The sequence below is a fragment of the Larkinella humicola genome, from assembly GCF_008727875.1.
GTDB classification, from domain to species: domain Bacteria; phylum Bacteroidota; class Bacteroidia; order Cytophagales; family Spirosomataceae; genus Larkinella; species Larkinella humicola.
In genome coordinates this window covers 389,508-403,747 of sequence record NZ_VTWS01000003.1, presented here as the reverse complement: position 1 = coordinate 403,747, position 14,240 = coordinate 389,508, and the positions used below count along the sequence as shown (strand labels likewise).

13 protein-coding genes are annotated in these 14,240 nt (G+C 49.1%); 8 read left to right on the top strand and 5 right to left on the bottom strand.

Annotated elements, in window-relative coordinates; genetic code table 11:
* Positions 1–7: 7 nt before the first annotated feature.
* A complete protein-coding gene (locus F0P93_RS13700) occupies positions 8–1,504 on the top strand; it encodes a M20/M25/M40 family metallo-hydrolase (RefSeq protein ID WP_150876967.1) in 1,497 nt (498 codons plus the stop codon).
* A 43-nt stretch (positions 1,505–1,547) separates the two neighbouring features.
* Here the strand turns inward: F0P93_RS13700 and F0P93_RS13695 are convergent, their stop codons facing one another.
* The 4 genes from F0P93_RS13695 to F0P93_RS13680 form a co-directional block, all read right to left on the bottom strand.
* Positions 1,548–2,186 (bottom strand): porin family protein, encoded by a 639-nt coding sequence (locus tag F0P93_RS13695; protein WP_225309484.1) that lies wholly within the window; start codon positions 2,184–2,186, stop codon positions 1,548–1,550.
* Positions 2,187–2,395: 209 nt separating this feature from the next.
* Positions 2,396–3,985, bottom strand: a complete 1,590-nt coding sequence (locus F0P93_RS13690; RefSeq protein WP_150876966.1) for a MutS-related protein — start codon at positions 3,983–3,985, stop codon at positions 2,396–2,398.
* Between the two features lie 95 nt (positions 3,986–4,080).
* Positions 4,081–5,301, bottom strand: a complete 1,221-nt coding sequence (locus F0P93_RS13685; RefSeq protein ID WP_150876965.1) for an energy transducer TonB — start codon at positions 5,299–5,301, stop codon at positions 4,081–4,083.
* Entirely contained in the window at positions 5,294–5,884 is a 591-nt protein-coding gene (locus F0P93_RS13680) for an RNA polymerase sigma factor (RefSeq protein ID WP_150876964.1), read from the bottom strand. The genes F0P93_RS13685 and F0P93_RS13680 overlap by 8 nt, the downstream gene beginning before the upstream one ends.
* A gap of 111 nt (positions 5,885–5,995) precedes the next feature.
* Here F0P93_RS13680 and F0P93_RS13675 point away from each other — a divergent pair, with 111 nt between their 5' ends.
* Both F0P93_RS13675 and F0P93_RS13670 read left to right on the top strand, forming a co-directional pair.
* Positions 5,996–7,864, top strand: a complete 1,869-nt coding sequence (locus F0P93_RS13675) for a vWA domain-containing protein (RefSeq protein ID WP_150876963.1) — start codon at positions 5,996–5,998, stop codon at positions 7,862–7,864.
* Between the two features lie 170 nt (positions 7,865–8,034).
* Entirely contained in the window at positions 8,035–8,748 is a 714-nt protein-coding gene (locus F0P93_RS13670; protein WP_150876962.1) for a hypothetical protein, read from the top strand.
* A 344-nt stretch (positions 8,749–9,092) separates the two neighbouring features.
* On the opposite strand, the gene F0P93_RS13665 is transcribed toward F0P93_RS13670, so the two are convergent.
* Positions 9,093–9,356 carry a helix-turn-helix domain-containing protein gene (locus F0P93_RS13665; RefSeq protein ID WP_150876961.1) on the bottom strand — a complete coding sequence of 88 codons (264 nt, stop codon included), beginning with the start codon at positions 9,354–9,356 and terminating at the stop codon, positions 9,093–9,095.
* A 236-nt stretch (positions 9,357–9,592) separates the two neighbouring features.
* Between F0P93_RS13665 and F0P93_RS13660 the strand changes: the two genes are divergently transcribed.
* From F0P93_RS13660 to F0P93_RS13640, 5 genes are all read left to right on the top strand, one after another.
* Positions 9,593–9,793 (top strand): hypothetical protein, encoded by a 201-nt coding sequence (locus tag F0P93_RS13660; protein WP_150876960.1) that lies wholly within the window; start codon positions 9,593–9,595, stop codon positions 9,791–9,793.
* A gap of 46 nt (positions 9,794–9,839) precedes the next feature.
* Entirely contained in the window at positions 9,840–10,022 is a 183-nt protein-coding gene (locus F0P93_RS13655) for a hypothetical protein (protein ID WP_150876959.1), read from the top strand.
* Between the two features lie 268 nt (positions 10,023–10,290).
* A complete protein-coding gene (locus F0P93_RS32010) occupies positions 10,291–10,797 on the top strand; it encodes a CPBP family intramembrane glutamic endopeptidase (RefSeq protein WP_150876958.1) in 507 nt (168 codons plus the stop codon).
* 89 nt (positions 10,798–10,886) lie between these two features.
* Entirely contained in the window at positions 10,887–12,056 is a 1,170-nt protein-coding gene (locus F0P93_RS13645; RefSeq protein ID WP_150876957.1) for a beta-barrel domain-containing protein, read from the top strand.
* A gap of 25 nt (positions 12,057–12,081) precedes the next feature.
* Positions 12,082–14,238, top strand: coding sequence for a peptidase domain-containing ABC transporter (locus F0P93_RS13640; RefSeq protein ID WP_150876956.1), 2,157 nt, complete (start codon positions 12,082–12,084; stop codon positions 14,236–14,238).
* Positions 14,239–14,240: the final 2 nt, after the last annotated feature.

Below are 14,240 nucleotides of genomic sequence, written 5' to 3'. Positions count from 1 at the left end.
CACAACCATGCAAAGATCATACGGCCTTCTGGTAACCGGTTTTTTCCTTTCCGTTGCTGCGGTGGCGCAACCGGTGGCTAAACTTCCCGAATCCAAACTCAGTCGCACCGAACTCGAAGCGCACATGCGTTTTCTGGCCGCCGACGAACTCCAGGGTCGCCGGACGGGCGATCCGGGCAATTTTGTGGCCGCCCGCTACCTTGCCGAACAATTTCGGACGCTGGGGCTAAAACCAGTGGCCGGGCAAGCGGATTATTTTCAGAAAGTGCCGTTTCTCCGGTCAAAACCGGCCACTTACGCCCGGCTCCAAATTGGCAGCGACTCGCTGCAAGCGGGAAAACAGTTCGTGGTGATTGGCGGGAGGGAAACGAATCTGAAAGCGGAAACCGTGTATGTCGGTTACGGACTTACCGAAACCGCTGATGGCTACAACGGACGCGATGTGCGGGGTAAACTTGTGGTGGCTCAGGTTGGTTCGCCGGAAGCCACTACCAACCGCGCCTTGCTGGCGGCTTCGGAACAGAAGCGGAAACTAGCCGCCGAAAAAGGAGCCGCCGGGCTGATTGAACTCTACACGAGCGGAACGTATCCGTGGCCGATTGTAACCCGGGCGTTTCAGGGCGAGCAAATGACGCTGGCCACGTCCACCGAATTGCCGACGCTGTTGCACCTTTGGGTTGATAACGGAAAAAACCAGTTGGCCGGACTGAAAGAGGCCGCTCAAACGGTGACGGTTCAGACGTCGGGTCGTTCACAGCAGTTGGTCAATGCGGTAAATGTGGCCGGGGTTATTGAAGGAACCGATCCGAAATTGAAAGAAGAATACGTGTTGTTGTCGGCCCATTTCGATCATGTGGGCGTTGGCAAGCAGGGCGGTCAGCCGTATACGTCGGCCGACAGCATCTTCAACGGAGCGCGGGACAACGTCTTTGGAACGGTGGCGCTCCTGGCATCAGCGAAGGCCTTGCAGGCGCAACGGCCCAAACGGTCGATTCTGATTCTGGCACTGACGGCCGAAGAAATGGGATTACTTGGCAGTCGGTATTACGCCGAACACCCGCTGATTCCGTTGAAACAAACTATTTTCAACCTGAACAGCGACGGCGCGGGTTACAATGACACCACGCTCATTTCGGTGGTAGGATTGGAGCGAACGGGCGCAAAAACCGAGATAGAAACCGCCAGCAAAGCGTTTGGATTGAGAGTTTTTGCTGATCCGGCTCCCGAACAAAACCTGTTCGACCGCTCTGATAACGTCAATTTTGCGGTGAAAGGCGTTCCGGCACCGACGTTCTCCGCCGGTTTCAAGAAGTTCGATGAGGAGCTGATGAAGTATTACCACCAGGCGGCCGACAACCCGGAAACGATTGATTTCGGCTATTTGCTCAAGTTCAGCCAGGCTTTTTCGTATGCCGCCCGGTTGATTGCCAACAAACCCGCCCGGCCGCAATGGGTTGCCGGTGACAAATACGAAGCCGCTTCAAAAGCGTTATACGGACAGTGATATACGTATCCAAGGGCCGCCTGTGCGGCCCTTGGATACGGGCTTAATAATTCCGGCCAATGCCGAAGCTGTAACCGAGGGTGAGCGCTACGGTTGAATTACCGAGCCAGGGCGACGGATTCGTTCTGACGTTCGTAAGGCCGAGGGTATACCGCGCATCGATCAGGAAACGCTGGCGATTTTTGACTTTGAAATTAGCCTGAAAACCAGCCGTTCCGCCCAGATCAAGGGGTTCAAACTCCTCGTCGGTTTTCGCATCGGGGAAAGACTGCCCCTGGTAGATCGAATTCGTCCGCTTGGAGTTCAGCAAAATTCCCAAAGAGGGTCCGATGAACAGATTGGGGCGGAAATTGCCGCTCAGGTTCAGATAATACCGGGCAACTACCGGAATCTCCAGGTAGTTGAGGTGCTGCGTATGGCTGCTTCGGTCGCTGGGCTGATCGTATTTACCACCCCGTTGCGAATATAGAATGTCCGCCGAAATACCAAAGTGATTGATCGAACTGTAGCTGACAAAGCCACCCGCTACTAAACCGACTTTGGCATTATAATAACTGCTCTTGCCATACAGACTCGAGATATTAACACCCAGACGGGGTCCGGCACTCCAGCGTTGCTGGGCCAGCAGGGTAGACGAGCTGGCTACTAATAACATCATTCCCAATACTATACTTCTTTTCATTGTGCAATGTAATCGATTCATTCGCGTGAGGTGAGTTTGATTTGCATTCATTACAACTGTTCCTGTCGTTAAATGTTTGACATTTTTTCGAAGGGCGCAAAGATAAAGGTTTCCGTAAAAAGGTGCCGCTTTAAAGAGGCCGAATCCACGGACCGAAAACGGGTAGCGGTTGTCCCGGTTTTTGGCGTGCTTTTAAAAGGCAACGGATTTTAGCCGCCGGCATTGCTTATTTTCTCCGATAAAGCATTGGCTTCGCGGATCACCTCCGCCGGATAAGCGTTCAGTTCCAGGATCCGTATGGCGTTCCGGGTTTTGAGATTGCCTTCCCGGAGCTTGAAATCAAAAGCAATCCGGTCTTCCTCCACAATCTCGGTAAAGTGATATAAATAAAACGTATCTTTTAGATAATCAGTCAGTTCGATGTCGTGCGTAGAAACAAAAACCAGGTGCGGCCCTTGGTTCAGATAGGTCAGTACGGCTTTTCCGGCCGCGATCCGCTCGACGGTATTGGTTCCTTTGAAGAGTTCATCCAGCAAAAATAAGGTTTGGATTTCAGACCGACTTTCGTCAATCATCCCTTTAATGGTCAGCACTTCCTCGAAATAATAACTCTTCTCGCTGAGCAGATCGTCGGCGATGCGAATGGCGGACAAAACGCGCATCGGAGGTATCGTAAACGCATTGGCGAAACAGGTGTGAATGGTTTGGGCCAGAATGCAATTGATCCCAATCGTTCGGATAAAAGTCGTTTTTCCCGACATGTTCGACCCGGTCAGCAAAACCGATTTATCGACGATGGTGATGGAATTGGCAACGGGATTGGGAATCAGCGGATGATACAAATCCGTCGCGCTGAGTTTTTTCGCCTTTTCGGTGATTTCTGGCTGGCAATAGTGGGTTACACCTTTTCGCAATGAAGCAATGGAAAGTGCCGTATCGATTCTGCCGACGTATTGAAAAACCGCGTCGATCTGAGCCCTTTTTGCGTCGATCTGGTGGAGAACCCGAAACAGTAACAACGGTTCGATGAGAAACAACGCTTTGAAAAGCTCGGTAAGCACTTCCACGATCATGCCCACTTCGCTCTGCAATTTGGACTCCAGTTTGAAAAAAGACATGGAATAGCCCATTTCATCGAGGATTTCGATCGACTGATTGACGTCATCGGTTTCCGGTTTTAACGCTTCGTGTTGGCGTAGTTCTTTTGCAACCTGGTTTAAACGAAGCAGTTGCGGAATGGAGGCAATGTACTGGTATACATTGTTTTTGTTCCAGTAATGAATGGCATAATTAATCGCTAAAATGCCAAACAGCCACAAAAACGCTGGTGGATAAAATGGAAGCAGCAGCAGCAGAAAAACGCTGATGAAGGGCAGCACCTTTACGATCCAAAACCAGTCCGGGGGTTGAAGATGGGATTTTAAAAACAACGACGGAATGTAATAGGCGTTCTGGTGCGAAAGGCTAGAAAGCTGAATTCCTGCATCTTCCCGTAATTTGCCATCGTCCTGAAAGGTTTTGATGAGACGTTCGAAGGACTGGTTTTTAGCCTCTAAAAAATCGATGGTTCGCAGCCTGGCGTATAAATATTGCTGGCCCACTTTCGAAATCGTTCGGTCTACAAACATGAAAACCTCATCAAAGTCCAGGTCCTGATAGGTCTTTTCAGAAATCAGGTGATCCGTGCTTTCTTTCGGCCGATTGGCAAAGAACTGTTCAATCCTGAAAAAATCGAACGATTCTGATTTGGGTTTGCCGTAAGTCTCCTGTAGTTGCGCCTTTTTCTTGGATTGAAGCATGTCTTTTCTGAAGCAGATGACCGGTTGGGGTAGAACATCCGTACGGCAAGTTACCGGGAATTTCCGCAGGAAACAGCCCCACCGGTTAGACGGTTTCAGAACGCAATGTCCTGTTCCACAAACTGGATGAATGGTTGGCCATTCCGGAAAGCCGGTTTCCAGCGCGGGCCTTCGCGGATGAGCCGGATCGCTTCTTCATCGCAACCGTATCCCAGCGATTGCACAATCGTGTACTGGCTGACCGAACCGTCGGCAGCGACCTGAAACCGGACGCGCACCGTTCCGGTAACGCTTTTCGCCTTCGCTTCGGGCGGCATCCGGCGGTTTTCTTCAAGGTAGGTTTTGAAGTTGGCAGGGGCGGAGGGAGCACCTGAATTCGCCAGGGCCAGCGAGGACACCCGTCTCGCTGCGGGCTTGTTGGCCTGGGCTTGTTGACCGTATCCTACCGCAACGACTTCTGACAGGGCCTTCGAATCCGGTTTTAGCTGGATTTTAGTGGTTTCAAGGTCCGCAACCCGAACGGTTTGCGTTTCAAAACCGACGGACATGATTTGCAACGAGTCTTGTTGATCGACATTCTCCAACCGGAACCGTCCCAACGAATCGCTACTGCTGCTACGTCGGGCCTTTTTGGCAACAATCGAAACACCCGCCAGGGGCTGGTTCGCTTCGTCAGTCACTTGACCGCTCAATCCCGGATTATCAAGACCGGTCGTGTTGTAAACCACGATTTCTTCGGATGCTGAACGAAACGCCCCGGGTGCTGCCCTCCGTTCTGACGAGGAGGCAATTAAATAATTCTTCGGAAAAATCAGGCTGTCTTTGGAAGGATTCTGTGCCACTTTTGGGTTCGCCAGTGCGGGTTTCGGTGGCGCAACTTTTTTCGCAATTCGTTCCGAACGAGGGATTTCAGTAGGAAAGACCGGCGGAGCGGTTTTTTCTGTCGCTGAAATTTTCGGCGCTGGTAAGCTGACCATACGCTCTGATTGCGGTTTTTCCTGTAACCGCAGATACAAACCAATACTCAACGCCAGCACCACCGAAGCCGCAGCAGCCGGGATCCAAACCGGCCATCGCCGGATTTTTGGGTTGCCGATGCGGTTTTGCAACCGTTCGCGCAACGCATTCGACGCCGTATGAAGCGCAATGCCTTCCTGTTCAGCGGCTTCCAGTCCTTCCAGCGCGTCGGCATACAGCGGATTTTCCAGCAACAGCCGTTCCACCCGGTGCTGTTCGGCAGCGGAAAGCGTACCGGCCCGGTAGTTGCGCAGGTCGTCGGCGGTCAGGAGGTCGTTATGTCGGTTGGCATCAGTCATGGGTTGCGTCGGTGTTCCGGTCCAGGCAGATTTTCAGGTTACGTCGGCCATTTTGCAGGTGGCTTTTCACGTGTTTGGGGTCGTAGCCGGTCAGTTCGGCAATGTCAGCATAGGTTTTCTGGTTCAGGTAAAACAGGGAAATGCTGGTGCGTTGTTCCTCCGACAGCTTTTTCAGGCAATCGTCCAGTTGGTTCAACTTCATTTCCAGTTCCAGACCGTCGGTTTCCGGCCAGACCGTCAGCGGCATTGCTCTGCTTTCGGTCTCGTCATTCACCTCCCCCGCGATCATTTTCCGCTGTCGCAACTGCATCAGGCAGTGGTTGCGGGCGGTCGAATGAAGCCAGCTTTTAAAGTTCTGAATCTCGTATTTCCGCAAATCCGTAATCAGTTGTTCGAATAACTGCATTACCGCGTCTTTGCTTTCGTCTTCGTCGCGCAAGTACTTGTAACACACCGCATACACGAGGTCCATATACCGTTCATACAACGCCCCAAGCAGTTCCAGATCGCCCGTAGTTTTATAAGCCGAAAGGTAGTCGGCGTCGGTAACGGGTTTGGATTTTCGGAACTGCCTGAAAAACATACGCTGGATACGGCTGCTGTGCAACTTACAAAAAAAAGTTTCGGTGCCGTATGGAATTCAAAACCGGTTTGCATCCATAGGAGAAAAAAGACTCCTCAATTCCATACGACCATGCGCACTATTTTTTCAATTCTGATGCTCGGACTGCTCTTCGTATCGACCGTTCGATCCAGTCGGACCCTTACGGGCCGTGTGACGGATGCCCTCACGAACCAGCCGCTGCCGGGCGTGAATGTCGCTTTCCGGGGCGCTCTGGCCGGGACAACCACCAACGCCGACGGCCGCTACACCATCGCCGTGCCGGACGGTCCGCAACTGCTCATTTTCAACTCCATTGGTTTTCAGCGAGCCGAAGTGAAAATTACGACGCAAACGGTGGTCGATGTAAAACTCAATACCGATGTCCGGGGCTTACAGGAATCGGTGGTGGTCGGATATGGTACGGTTCATCAACAAAGTATGCCGAGGCCGATGGGTGTGGGTATGCGGTCGGCCACCTCCTACGCGGTTGAACACGTAGTCGTTCCTGTTTTTAACACCGAAGATTACAGCAAAATTGATGAAACCGGCTTTCGAATGGCTCAGAGCCAGCCAGTTACCACGTTTTCGGTCGATGTAGACCGGGCTGCTTACGGCAACATCCGGCGGTTTTTGAACGGCGGAAACTTGCCGCCCAAAGATGCTGTCCGGGTCGAAGAAATGGTCAATTATTTTGAATACGACGATCCGCAACCGACCGGGACTGATCCGGTGGCCGTTAAAACCGAGTTGTCCGACTCCCCCTGGAATCCGGGTTTGCAACTGCTCCGCATCGGGCTACAGGCCAAAAGCATCCCGACCGGCAACCTGCCTGCCTCCAACCTGGTTTTTCTGATCGACGTATCGGGTTCGATGGAATCTGACAACAAACTTCCGCTGGTCAAAACCGCGCTCGGTTTGCTGGTCGATCAACTCCGCCCGCAGGATCGGGTGGCGATTGTCGTGTATGCCGGAGCCGCCGGGCTGGTGCTGCCTTCGACGCCGGGCAATGAACCGCAAAAAATCAAGGATGCGATCAGTCAGTTGTCGGCGGGAGGTTCCACGGCAGGGGGCGAAGGCATCCGGCTGGCGTACCAGATTGCGCAGGAAAATTTCCGGAAAGAGGGCAATAACCGCGTGATTCTGGCCACCGACGGCGATTTCAACGTGGGCGTTTCGAGCGACGGCGACATGCAGCGGCTGGTGGAGGAAAAGCGGAAATCAGGTGTTTTCCTGAGCGTGCTGGGTTTCGGAATGGGCAATTACAAAGACAACAAACTGGAGGTATTGTCAGACAAAGGCAACGGGAATTACGCGTACATCGATAATTTGCAGGAAGCGCAGAAAGTGTTTGGCAAAGAGTTCGGTGGCACGCTGTTCACGGTTGCGAAAGACGTGAAACTTCAGTTGGAGTTTAACCCGGCGCGGGTGCAGGGTTACCGGCTGATCGGCTACGAAAACCGGATGCTGAACAACGAAGATTTCCACGACGACCAGAAAGATGCCGGTGAAATGGGTTCGGGGCATACCGTGACGGCTTTATACGAAATCATTCCGGCGGGCGTCGAAAGCCGGTATTTGCAGAAAGTGGACCCACTGAAATACCAGCGGCAGGCGACTTCGACGGGCGACCCGAATGAATTGCTGACGCTGAAAATCCGCTACAAAAAACCGGATGACGAAACCAGTCAGTTGGTGAAACAGGTCGTAACGTACCAGCCGCAAACGTGGGACAAAACCTCGGCCGACTTCCGGTTTTCGGCTTCCGTCGCCGAATTCGGGCTGCTGCTCCGCGACTCGGAATTTAAAGGGAAGGCGCACTATAGCCAGGTCGAAACGCTGGCGAAAAAAGCCCTCGGTCGTGACCCGGAAGGCTACCGGAGTGAATTTATTCGGTTGGTGAAACTGGCTCATTCTCTGTCGAATGGGTCGGAAGTGGCGAAGAAAACCGCCGAAAAATAAACGAACGTTCCAACGGTGCCTTCCAAACCGGGGTCATTCAACCGGTAGCTACCACACTGTTTTGTTTCATATCAGCCCCTAAATCCCCTGAAGGGGACTTGGACGCAGAATCTACCAAATGCAAAAAAGTCCCCTTTAGGGGATTTAGGGGTGTATTAAAAGCTAGAGTTATGAAGTTTGTAAAATGGACGTTTGCCGCCATGTGGTTATTCATGGGCGCGGCTTGTCAGGATAGTGAAGTGGATCCCAATGGTCCGGTAACCTTGACCAACTCTGATTTTCGGAACAATACCGATGGCTGGATTGCCGAGGTGACGGATTATTCGACGGCTCAGGAGGAGATCATCGAGTTTCAGTCGGGCCACAAGGCGTTGCCCGAGCCGCTGGATGTCTCCAAAAAGTCGTTCATGATTTCGGGCCACAACCGCAGCGACGATCTGTTCATGTTTTTGAAAAAGAAAGTGACGGGTTTGAAGCCGAATCAGACGTATTCGATTGATTTTGAAGTAGAATTAGCGTCGAAATACGGCGACAACAGCGTCGGGATTGGCGGTTCGCCGGGTGGCAGTGTCTACCTGAAAGCCGGGGTTTTGGCCACGGAACCGAAGAAAGTGAAGGAAGGCGACGACTACCGTCTGAACATCGACAAAGGCAACCAGGCTACGGGTAGCGATGCCGTGCCGGTGCTGGGCAACATTGGTGCCGGAAACGACGCAACGCAGTATAAACTCATCCAGCGCAGCACCACGCAGCCGATTACGGCCAAAACCAACAGTGCCGGTGAATTGTGGCTGCTGGTCGGCACGGACTCCGGTTTCGAAGGGCTGACGACTTTGTATTACAACAAGATCAAAGTTGTTGCGGAGGTGAAGCCGGGCAACTGATTGAAGGCAGGTTACCAAAAGCCGCTCTGGTCTGAGGATCAGGGCGGCTTTTTCGTTTCAAACCTACCCGTTTTTAGTTGTGAATGAACCGGTTGCGTAAGTGTTACTTTCTGGATTGATAGATTTTTTAATGAAGTTCTATACAGCATCATTCGAATGAACAACGGATTTATCGGGTCCGTTTTGCTCCATATTCTGATTAATGGTTCCGTAGTCTGGCCTAAACTATTTACCTAGGATTAATCCTACAACCCCACAGTCCCCGTCATCACCTTTCCATCCAACTCCCAGACGCAGACGGCGGTTTTGCCCGCGACGGCCACACTGGGCATCGACCGAAATCGCTACTTGTTCTTTTGCTGGGTTCTGTTTTTTACCATGATCTGGATCATGCTCTCTTCATCAAAGGCAATTAATTGAACAACCGTAATTCTATAAAAGCGAGCAAGTTGTTGAAGGGTTTTAAACGTAGGATCGGTCTGACCCGCTTCATATTTCCGATACCCTTCGGTGCTTTTCCCCAGGCCATCCGCTACGCCCTCCAAGGTATAGCCATATAGATCACGTACTTTACGGAGTATTCTCGCGATGTCGATCTCCTGTTGCATAGGATGAGTGTTTTATGCTCAGACGTGCGGTTACCGGGAAAGTCACTTCAAAAGCAGAGATTGCCAGACGTTTAAGAAATAATTGTCGGATTCCCACTGAGAATAGAATTTTTACCACTCCCAGTGGCAAGATAATTGCTGGACAGTGTTTAGGTTTGTGCAACCAATCATCGCAGCTCACCAGCCCGGGAGGATGAGATGGCGGGGAGGTTGGGAGACAATTAATTTAAAAACCAATGCAAACATTAGATTTAAAACTAGAAAGGGATACTTTTCAAGACTTGGAAGTTGAACCATTGACAAGCCAGGAGCAAAATGAATATTCTGGAGGATTCTTTGGCCTTTTAACTCTTCCTATAACTGGCTTTATACTGGGATATACCTATCAAAAATTCTTCGGAAATTCACCACAGGGAAGTCATAATCATTTATTATGACTTCATTAGTGCCCATTTTTTACATCAATTCAAATTGTGAACAAATATGGAAAATAAATTGGTGCTTACAGAATCTGAATATTTTGAAGAGTTGAACTCGAGTGAGATGATAGAAATGTCAGGAGGATTCATACCATTCATAGGATTGTTAGTAGGAGCAACAGCTTTAAGCTATCAACTTTTTAAATGGGGATGGGACGAAGGTAAAGCTTTTGCCGAAAAACATTAGTTTTTTATCCAGGAGTATAATTTCTGAAATTATACTCCTGGATATTTATTTTTGATTGATTTTTAAACAGAACATATATGAAAAATCCGCTCACTGATACTGAAAAAAAAGCAAATTTATTTCTGTATATAATATTGATGAGTATAGTTTCATTAGCTATTCTAAGGTATTTTTTTGAACTGGGTAAAGAATTTGCCAAATAAAGCTTATTTACACAATCATAGGTTCTGGATTTTTAGCTTATTCTTATTATAGATATACAATAATTATGATACAAATAACTGAAAATGCGATTTTTTATAAATTTCACAATTTCCTATTTTGGAAAGGTATTATTATCCAATATCTTGTATTATTACTATTGTCACTAATAGTAAGTTATGCATTTTCTTTTACAATAGAAATTTTTGGCTATGAAGATTCATTATCAGGGGCTGATCTATCAAATTTAACAAATGAGGAATTATTCTTAACAGTTTCAATTATAGCTCCAATACTTGAATCTTTTTTATTTCAAATATGTATAATATATGGGATTTTGTATTTTACAAAATGGAAGTATAGTTATTTATTATCATTATTTGTATCTTCAATAGTATTTGGGTTAAGTCACTCCTATAATTCAATATATATGTTTTATGCTTTTTTGATTGGATTAATTCTTGCTTATGCTGTTTTAATTAACAAAGATAATTTACTAAAATCATTTCTTCTTATATTTTTGATTCATAGCACCTTTAATACCTATGTATATTTTTGTAATATTTATTTATAGTTCAATTTTTAAAATTCAAGAGTTGAAATTTATGGGTTTTAATATTGTTTTAATCAACGGTTCTGTAACGTGGCCTAAATTATTTACACATGGCTGACACGTCACTAACCGACCATGAATTGCTCGTTTACCTCCCCCGCGTCACCGTCCGCAGTCAACTCCTATACACCTCCGTTTTGCTGGCTATCACAGCGGCCATTGTCGCCCTGCCGTTCATTTACGTCGATGTTTCAGTTCAGGTATCAGGTTTAATCCGTCCGGTTGCGGAACGGAGTGAAGTTAAAACGACAACCAGCGGAACGGTAGCGGTTTTGTGGGTGCAGGATAATCAGGTGGTACGGGCTGGTCAGCCATTGCTGCGGTTGCAAACCGATATTGCAGACACGAAACTTCGGTTATTGACCACACAGCAAACCCAGAAACGGGCGTATATCCACGATTTGGAACAATTAACCCGGCTGACGGATAACCGCTTGTTTTCGGCAACCGGACTAACTTCCCCGCTCTACCGCCAGCAATATGAGCAGTTCCGCTATCTGGCGCAGGAAAACCTGCAAACCCAGCAGAAACGCCAGCGTGAGTTGGACGTGAACCGGCAATTGTATTCCGACAAAGTCATTGCCCGGTTAGAGTTTGAAGACAAGGAGTTTGCTTACAAAACCGTCGTGGCCCAATACCGCACGTTGGTGGAGCGTCAGCGGAGTGAGTGGCAAACGGCTTTATCCGAACACCGGTTACAGTTGACGGATTTGATGGCTCAGGAGCGTCAACTCAAGCAGGAGCAAGCATTCTCCACTCTTAAAGCACCCGTGGGCGGTACCATCAGCCAGCTTTCAGGTCGTTATGTCGGCAGTTTTGTGCAGGCCGGAGAAGTGGTCGGCACCATATCGCCCGATTCTACGCTGATTGTCGAATGTTATGCCACACCCAAAGACATTGGCCTGTTGCGGGTTGGACAGAAAGCCCGCTTTCAGATTGCGGCCTTCAACTACAACCAATGGGGTTTGCTGGAAGGCCAGATACTGGACGTTGCCAATGATTTTGTCCTTGTCGAAAACCAGCCGGTTTTTAAAGTCCGGTGCCGACTCAGTCAATCGTTTCTAAGCCTGAAAAATGGGTACCGTGGAAACCTCAAAAAAGGAATGACGGTTCACGCGCGGTTTATCGTTACCCGCCGGTCGCTGTTCGATTTACTCTACGACAAGGCCGACGACTGGCTGAACCCGGTGAATCAGTCCGTCGTCAGTAGCATCCGTTAGGCCTGTGTCGCCTTCCAACCACACCATGAACAGCCGAATCAAAGTTAAACAACGCGACATTACCGACTGCGGAGCGGCTTGTCTGGCATCCGTAGCCGCGCACCACCGGTTATTGTTGCCGGTGGCCCGGATTCGGCAAATGGCTTCTACGGATCAGAAAGGAACGAATGTGCTAGGTTTGATTGAAGCAGCACAGAAACTCGGTTTTCAGGCGAAGGGGGTGAAGGGGCCGTTTGAAAGCCTCTCTAAAATCCCTAAACCGGCCATTGCGCACGTGGTGTTGAAGGGTGTTTTGCAGCACTACGTGGTGATTTATGACGTAACGCCAAAATACGTTGTGGTCATGGATCCGGGCGACGGTCTCATCCATAAAAAGACTCACGACGAGTTTAAGCAGGAATGGACGGGGGTACTGGTTTTGTTACTTCCGGATGAAACGTTCCAAACCGGTAATTCCAAAGCCTCGGTTTTGCAACGTTTCAGTCAGTTGCTCCGTCCGCACCGGGCAGTTTTGGCGCAGGCTTTGTTTGGTGCGGTTGTGTATACCTTGCTGGGTTTGACCACTTCGATTTATGTGCAGAAACTGGTCGACAATGTTTTGCCGGAAGCCAACCAGAATCTGCTGAATCTTCTCAGTGTGGTGATGATCGTGCTATTGCTGTTGCAACTCTTCATCGGTACAGTCAAGAGTTTTTTCAATTTCAAAACCGGTCAGCGCATGGATGCGGCCCTCATTCTGGGCTACTACAAGCACCTGCTCAAACTACCCCAATCCTTTTTCGATAGCATGCGTGTTGGCGAGATTGTCTCGCGGGTCAACGATGCGGTTAAAATCCGGACGTTTATCAATGATACGGCTCTCAATCTGATTGTCAACGTATTGATTATCTTTTTCTCGTTCGGACTGATGTTCACCTACTATTGGAAACTGGCATTGGTGTTGTTGCTGGTTATTCCGATGTATGCCTTGCTGTATTGGATTACGAACCGCATTAATCGGAAAAATCAGCGTCGCCTAATGGAAAATGCCGCCGAGCTGGAATCGCAATTGGTGGAATCCCTCAATGCCATGTCAACGATCAAGCGGTTTGGATTGGAGGAATATGCCGGAGCTAAAACCGAAACCCGGTTTGTGAAACTCTTGCAAACCATTTTCCAGTCGGGCAGTAGTGCGATTTACGTTGGAAGCATTTCCGAACTGATTTCCCGGTTATTTACCATTATTTTGCTGTGGGTAGGTGGTTGGTTTGTTCTTCATAATGAGATTACGCCCGGTGAACTCTTGTCGTTTTATGCCTTGATTGGCTATTTTACCGGCCCGGCAGCTAGTTTGGTCGGTGCAAACCGAACCATTCAGGATGCCTTGATTGCGGCCGACCGATTGTTCGAAATCATGGATCTTGAACGCGAAACTTCTGACAATACCATTAGTCTGAAGTCCGATATGATCGGCGAAATTTCCTTCCGGAACGTGTCCTTCCGCTACGGTTCCCGTGTAACGGTTTTTGACGATTTGTCGCTGACTATTCAGGCCGGAAAAATTACGGCCATTGTGGGCGAAAGCGGATCCGGTAAATCGACCTTATTATCGCTGCTGCAGGGACTTTATCCACTGCAAAAAGGAAGTATTTACATTGGCAATTTCGATATCAAACACATCAATCCCGCCAGTTTGCGGCAGGTAGTTAGCGTCGTACCCCAGAAGATCGATCTGTTTGCCGGAAACATCATTGACAACATTGCATTAGGGGAGTCGGTACCGGATATGAAACATGTTTTGGCTATTTGTCAGCAGTTGGGCATCGCTGATTTCATTGAAAAACTACCGAACGGCTTCCATACCTACCTGGGTGAAAACGGAGCGATGTTGTCAGGCGGTCAGAAACAACGAATTGCCATCGCCCGTGCCTTGTATCGAAATCCCGAAATTTTGATTTTTGATGAAGCAACATCGGCCCTTGATTCGGTTTCGGAGCAATATGTCCAGCAAACCATTCACAGCCTTCGTGACGCTGGAAAAACCATTCTGATCATCGCGCATCGGCTGAGTACCGTTCGTCAGGCCGATCAGATTCTGGTCCTGGAAAATGGCAAACTGGTCGAAGAAGGGACGCATCATGAACTGGTAAACAAAGGGGAAATCTACAGCCATTTCTGGCAACAGCAAACCGAATACCATTAACA

Bases quoted from the DNA above. Each gene is read 5' to 3' on its own strand.
- F0P93_RS13700 (WP_150876967.1), top strand. From the start codon at position 8: ATGCAAAGATCATACGGCCTTCTGGTAACCGGTTTTTTCCTTTCCGTT.
- F0P93_RS13695 (WP_225309484.1), bottom strand. From the start codon at position 2,186: ATGAAAAGAAGTATAGTATTGGGAATGATGTTATTAGTAGCCAGCTCG.
- F0P93_RS13690 (WP_150876966.1), bottom strand. From the start codon at position 3,985: ATGCTTCAATCCAAGAAAAAGGCGCAACTACAGGAGACTTACGGCAAA.
- F0P93_RS13685 (WP_150876965.1), bottom strand. From the start codon at position 5,301: ATGACTGATGCCAACCGACATAACGACCTCCTGACCGCCGACGACCTG.
- F0P93_RS13680 (WP_150876964.1), bottom strand. From the start codon at position 5,884: ATGTTTTTCAGGCAGTTCCGAAAATCCAAACCCGTTACCGACGCCGAC.
- F0P93_RS13675 (WP_150876963.1), top strand. From the start codon at position 5,996: ATGCGCACTATTTTTTCAATTCTGATGCTCGGACTGCTCTTCGTATCG.
- F0P93_RS13670 (WP_150876962.1), top strand. From the start codon at position 8,035: ATGAAGTTTGTAAAATGGACGTTTGCCGCCATGTGGTTATTCATGGGC.
- F0P93_RS13665 (WP_150876961.1), bottom strand. From the start codon at position 9,356: ATGCAACAGGAGATCGACATCGCGAGAATACTCCGTAAAGTACGTGAT.
- F0P93_RS13660 (WP_150876960.1), top strand. From the start codon at position 9,593: ATGCAAACATTAGATTTAAAACTAGAAAGGGATACTTTTCAAGACTTG.
- F0P93_RS13655 (WP_150876959.1), top strand. From the start codon at position 9,840: ATGGAAAATAAATTGGTGCTTACAGAATCTGAATATTTTGAAGAGTTG.
- F0P93_RS32010 (WP_150876958.1), top strand. From the start codon at position 10,291: ATGATACAAATAACTGAAAATGCGATTTTTTATAAATTTCACAATTTC.
- F0P93_RS13645 (WP_150876957.1), top strand. From the start codon at position 10,887: ATGGCTGACACGTCACTAACCGACCATGAATTGCTCGTTTACCTCCCC.
- F0P93_RS13640 (WP_150876956.1), top strand. From the start codon at position 12,082: ATGAACAGCCGAATCAAAGTTAAACAACGCGACATTACCGACTGCGGA.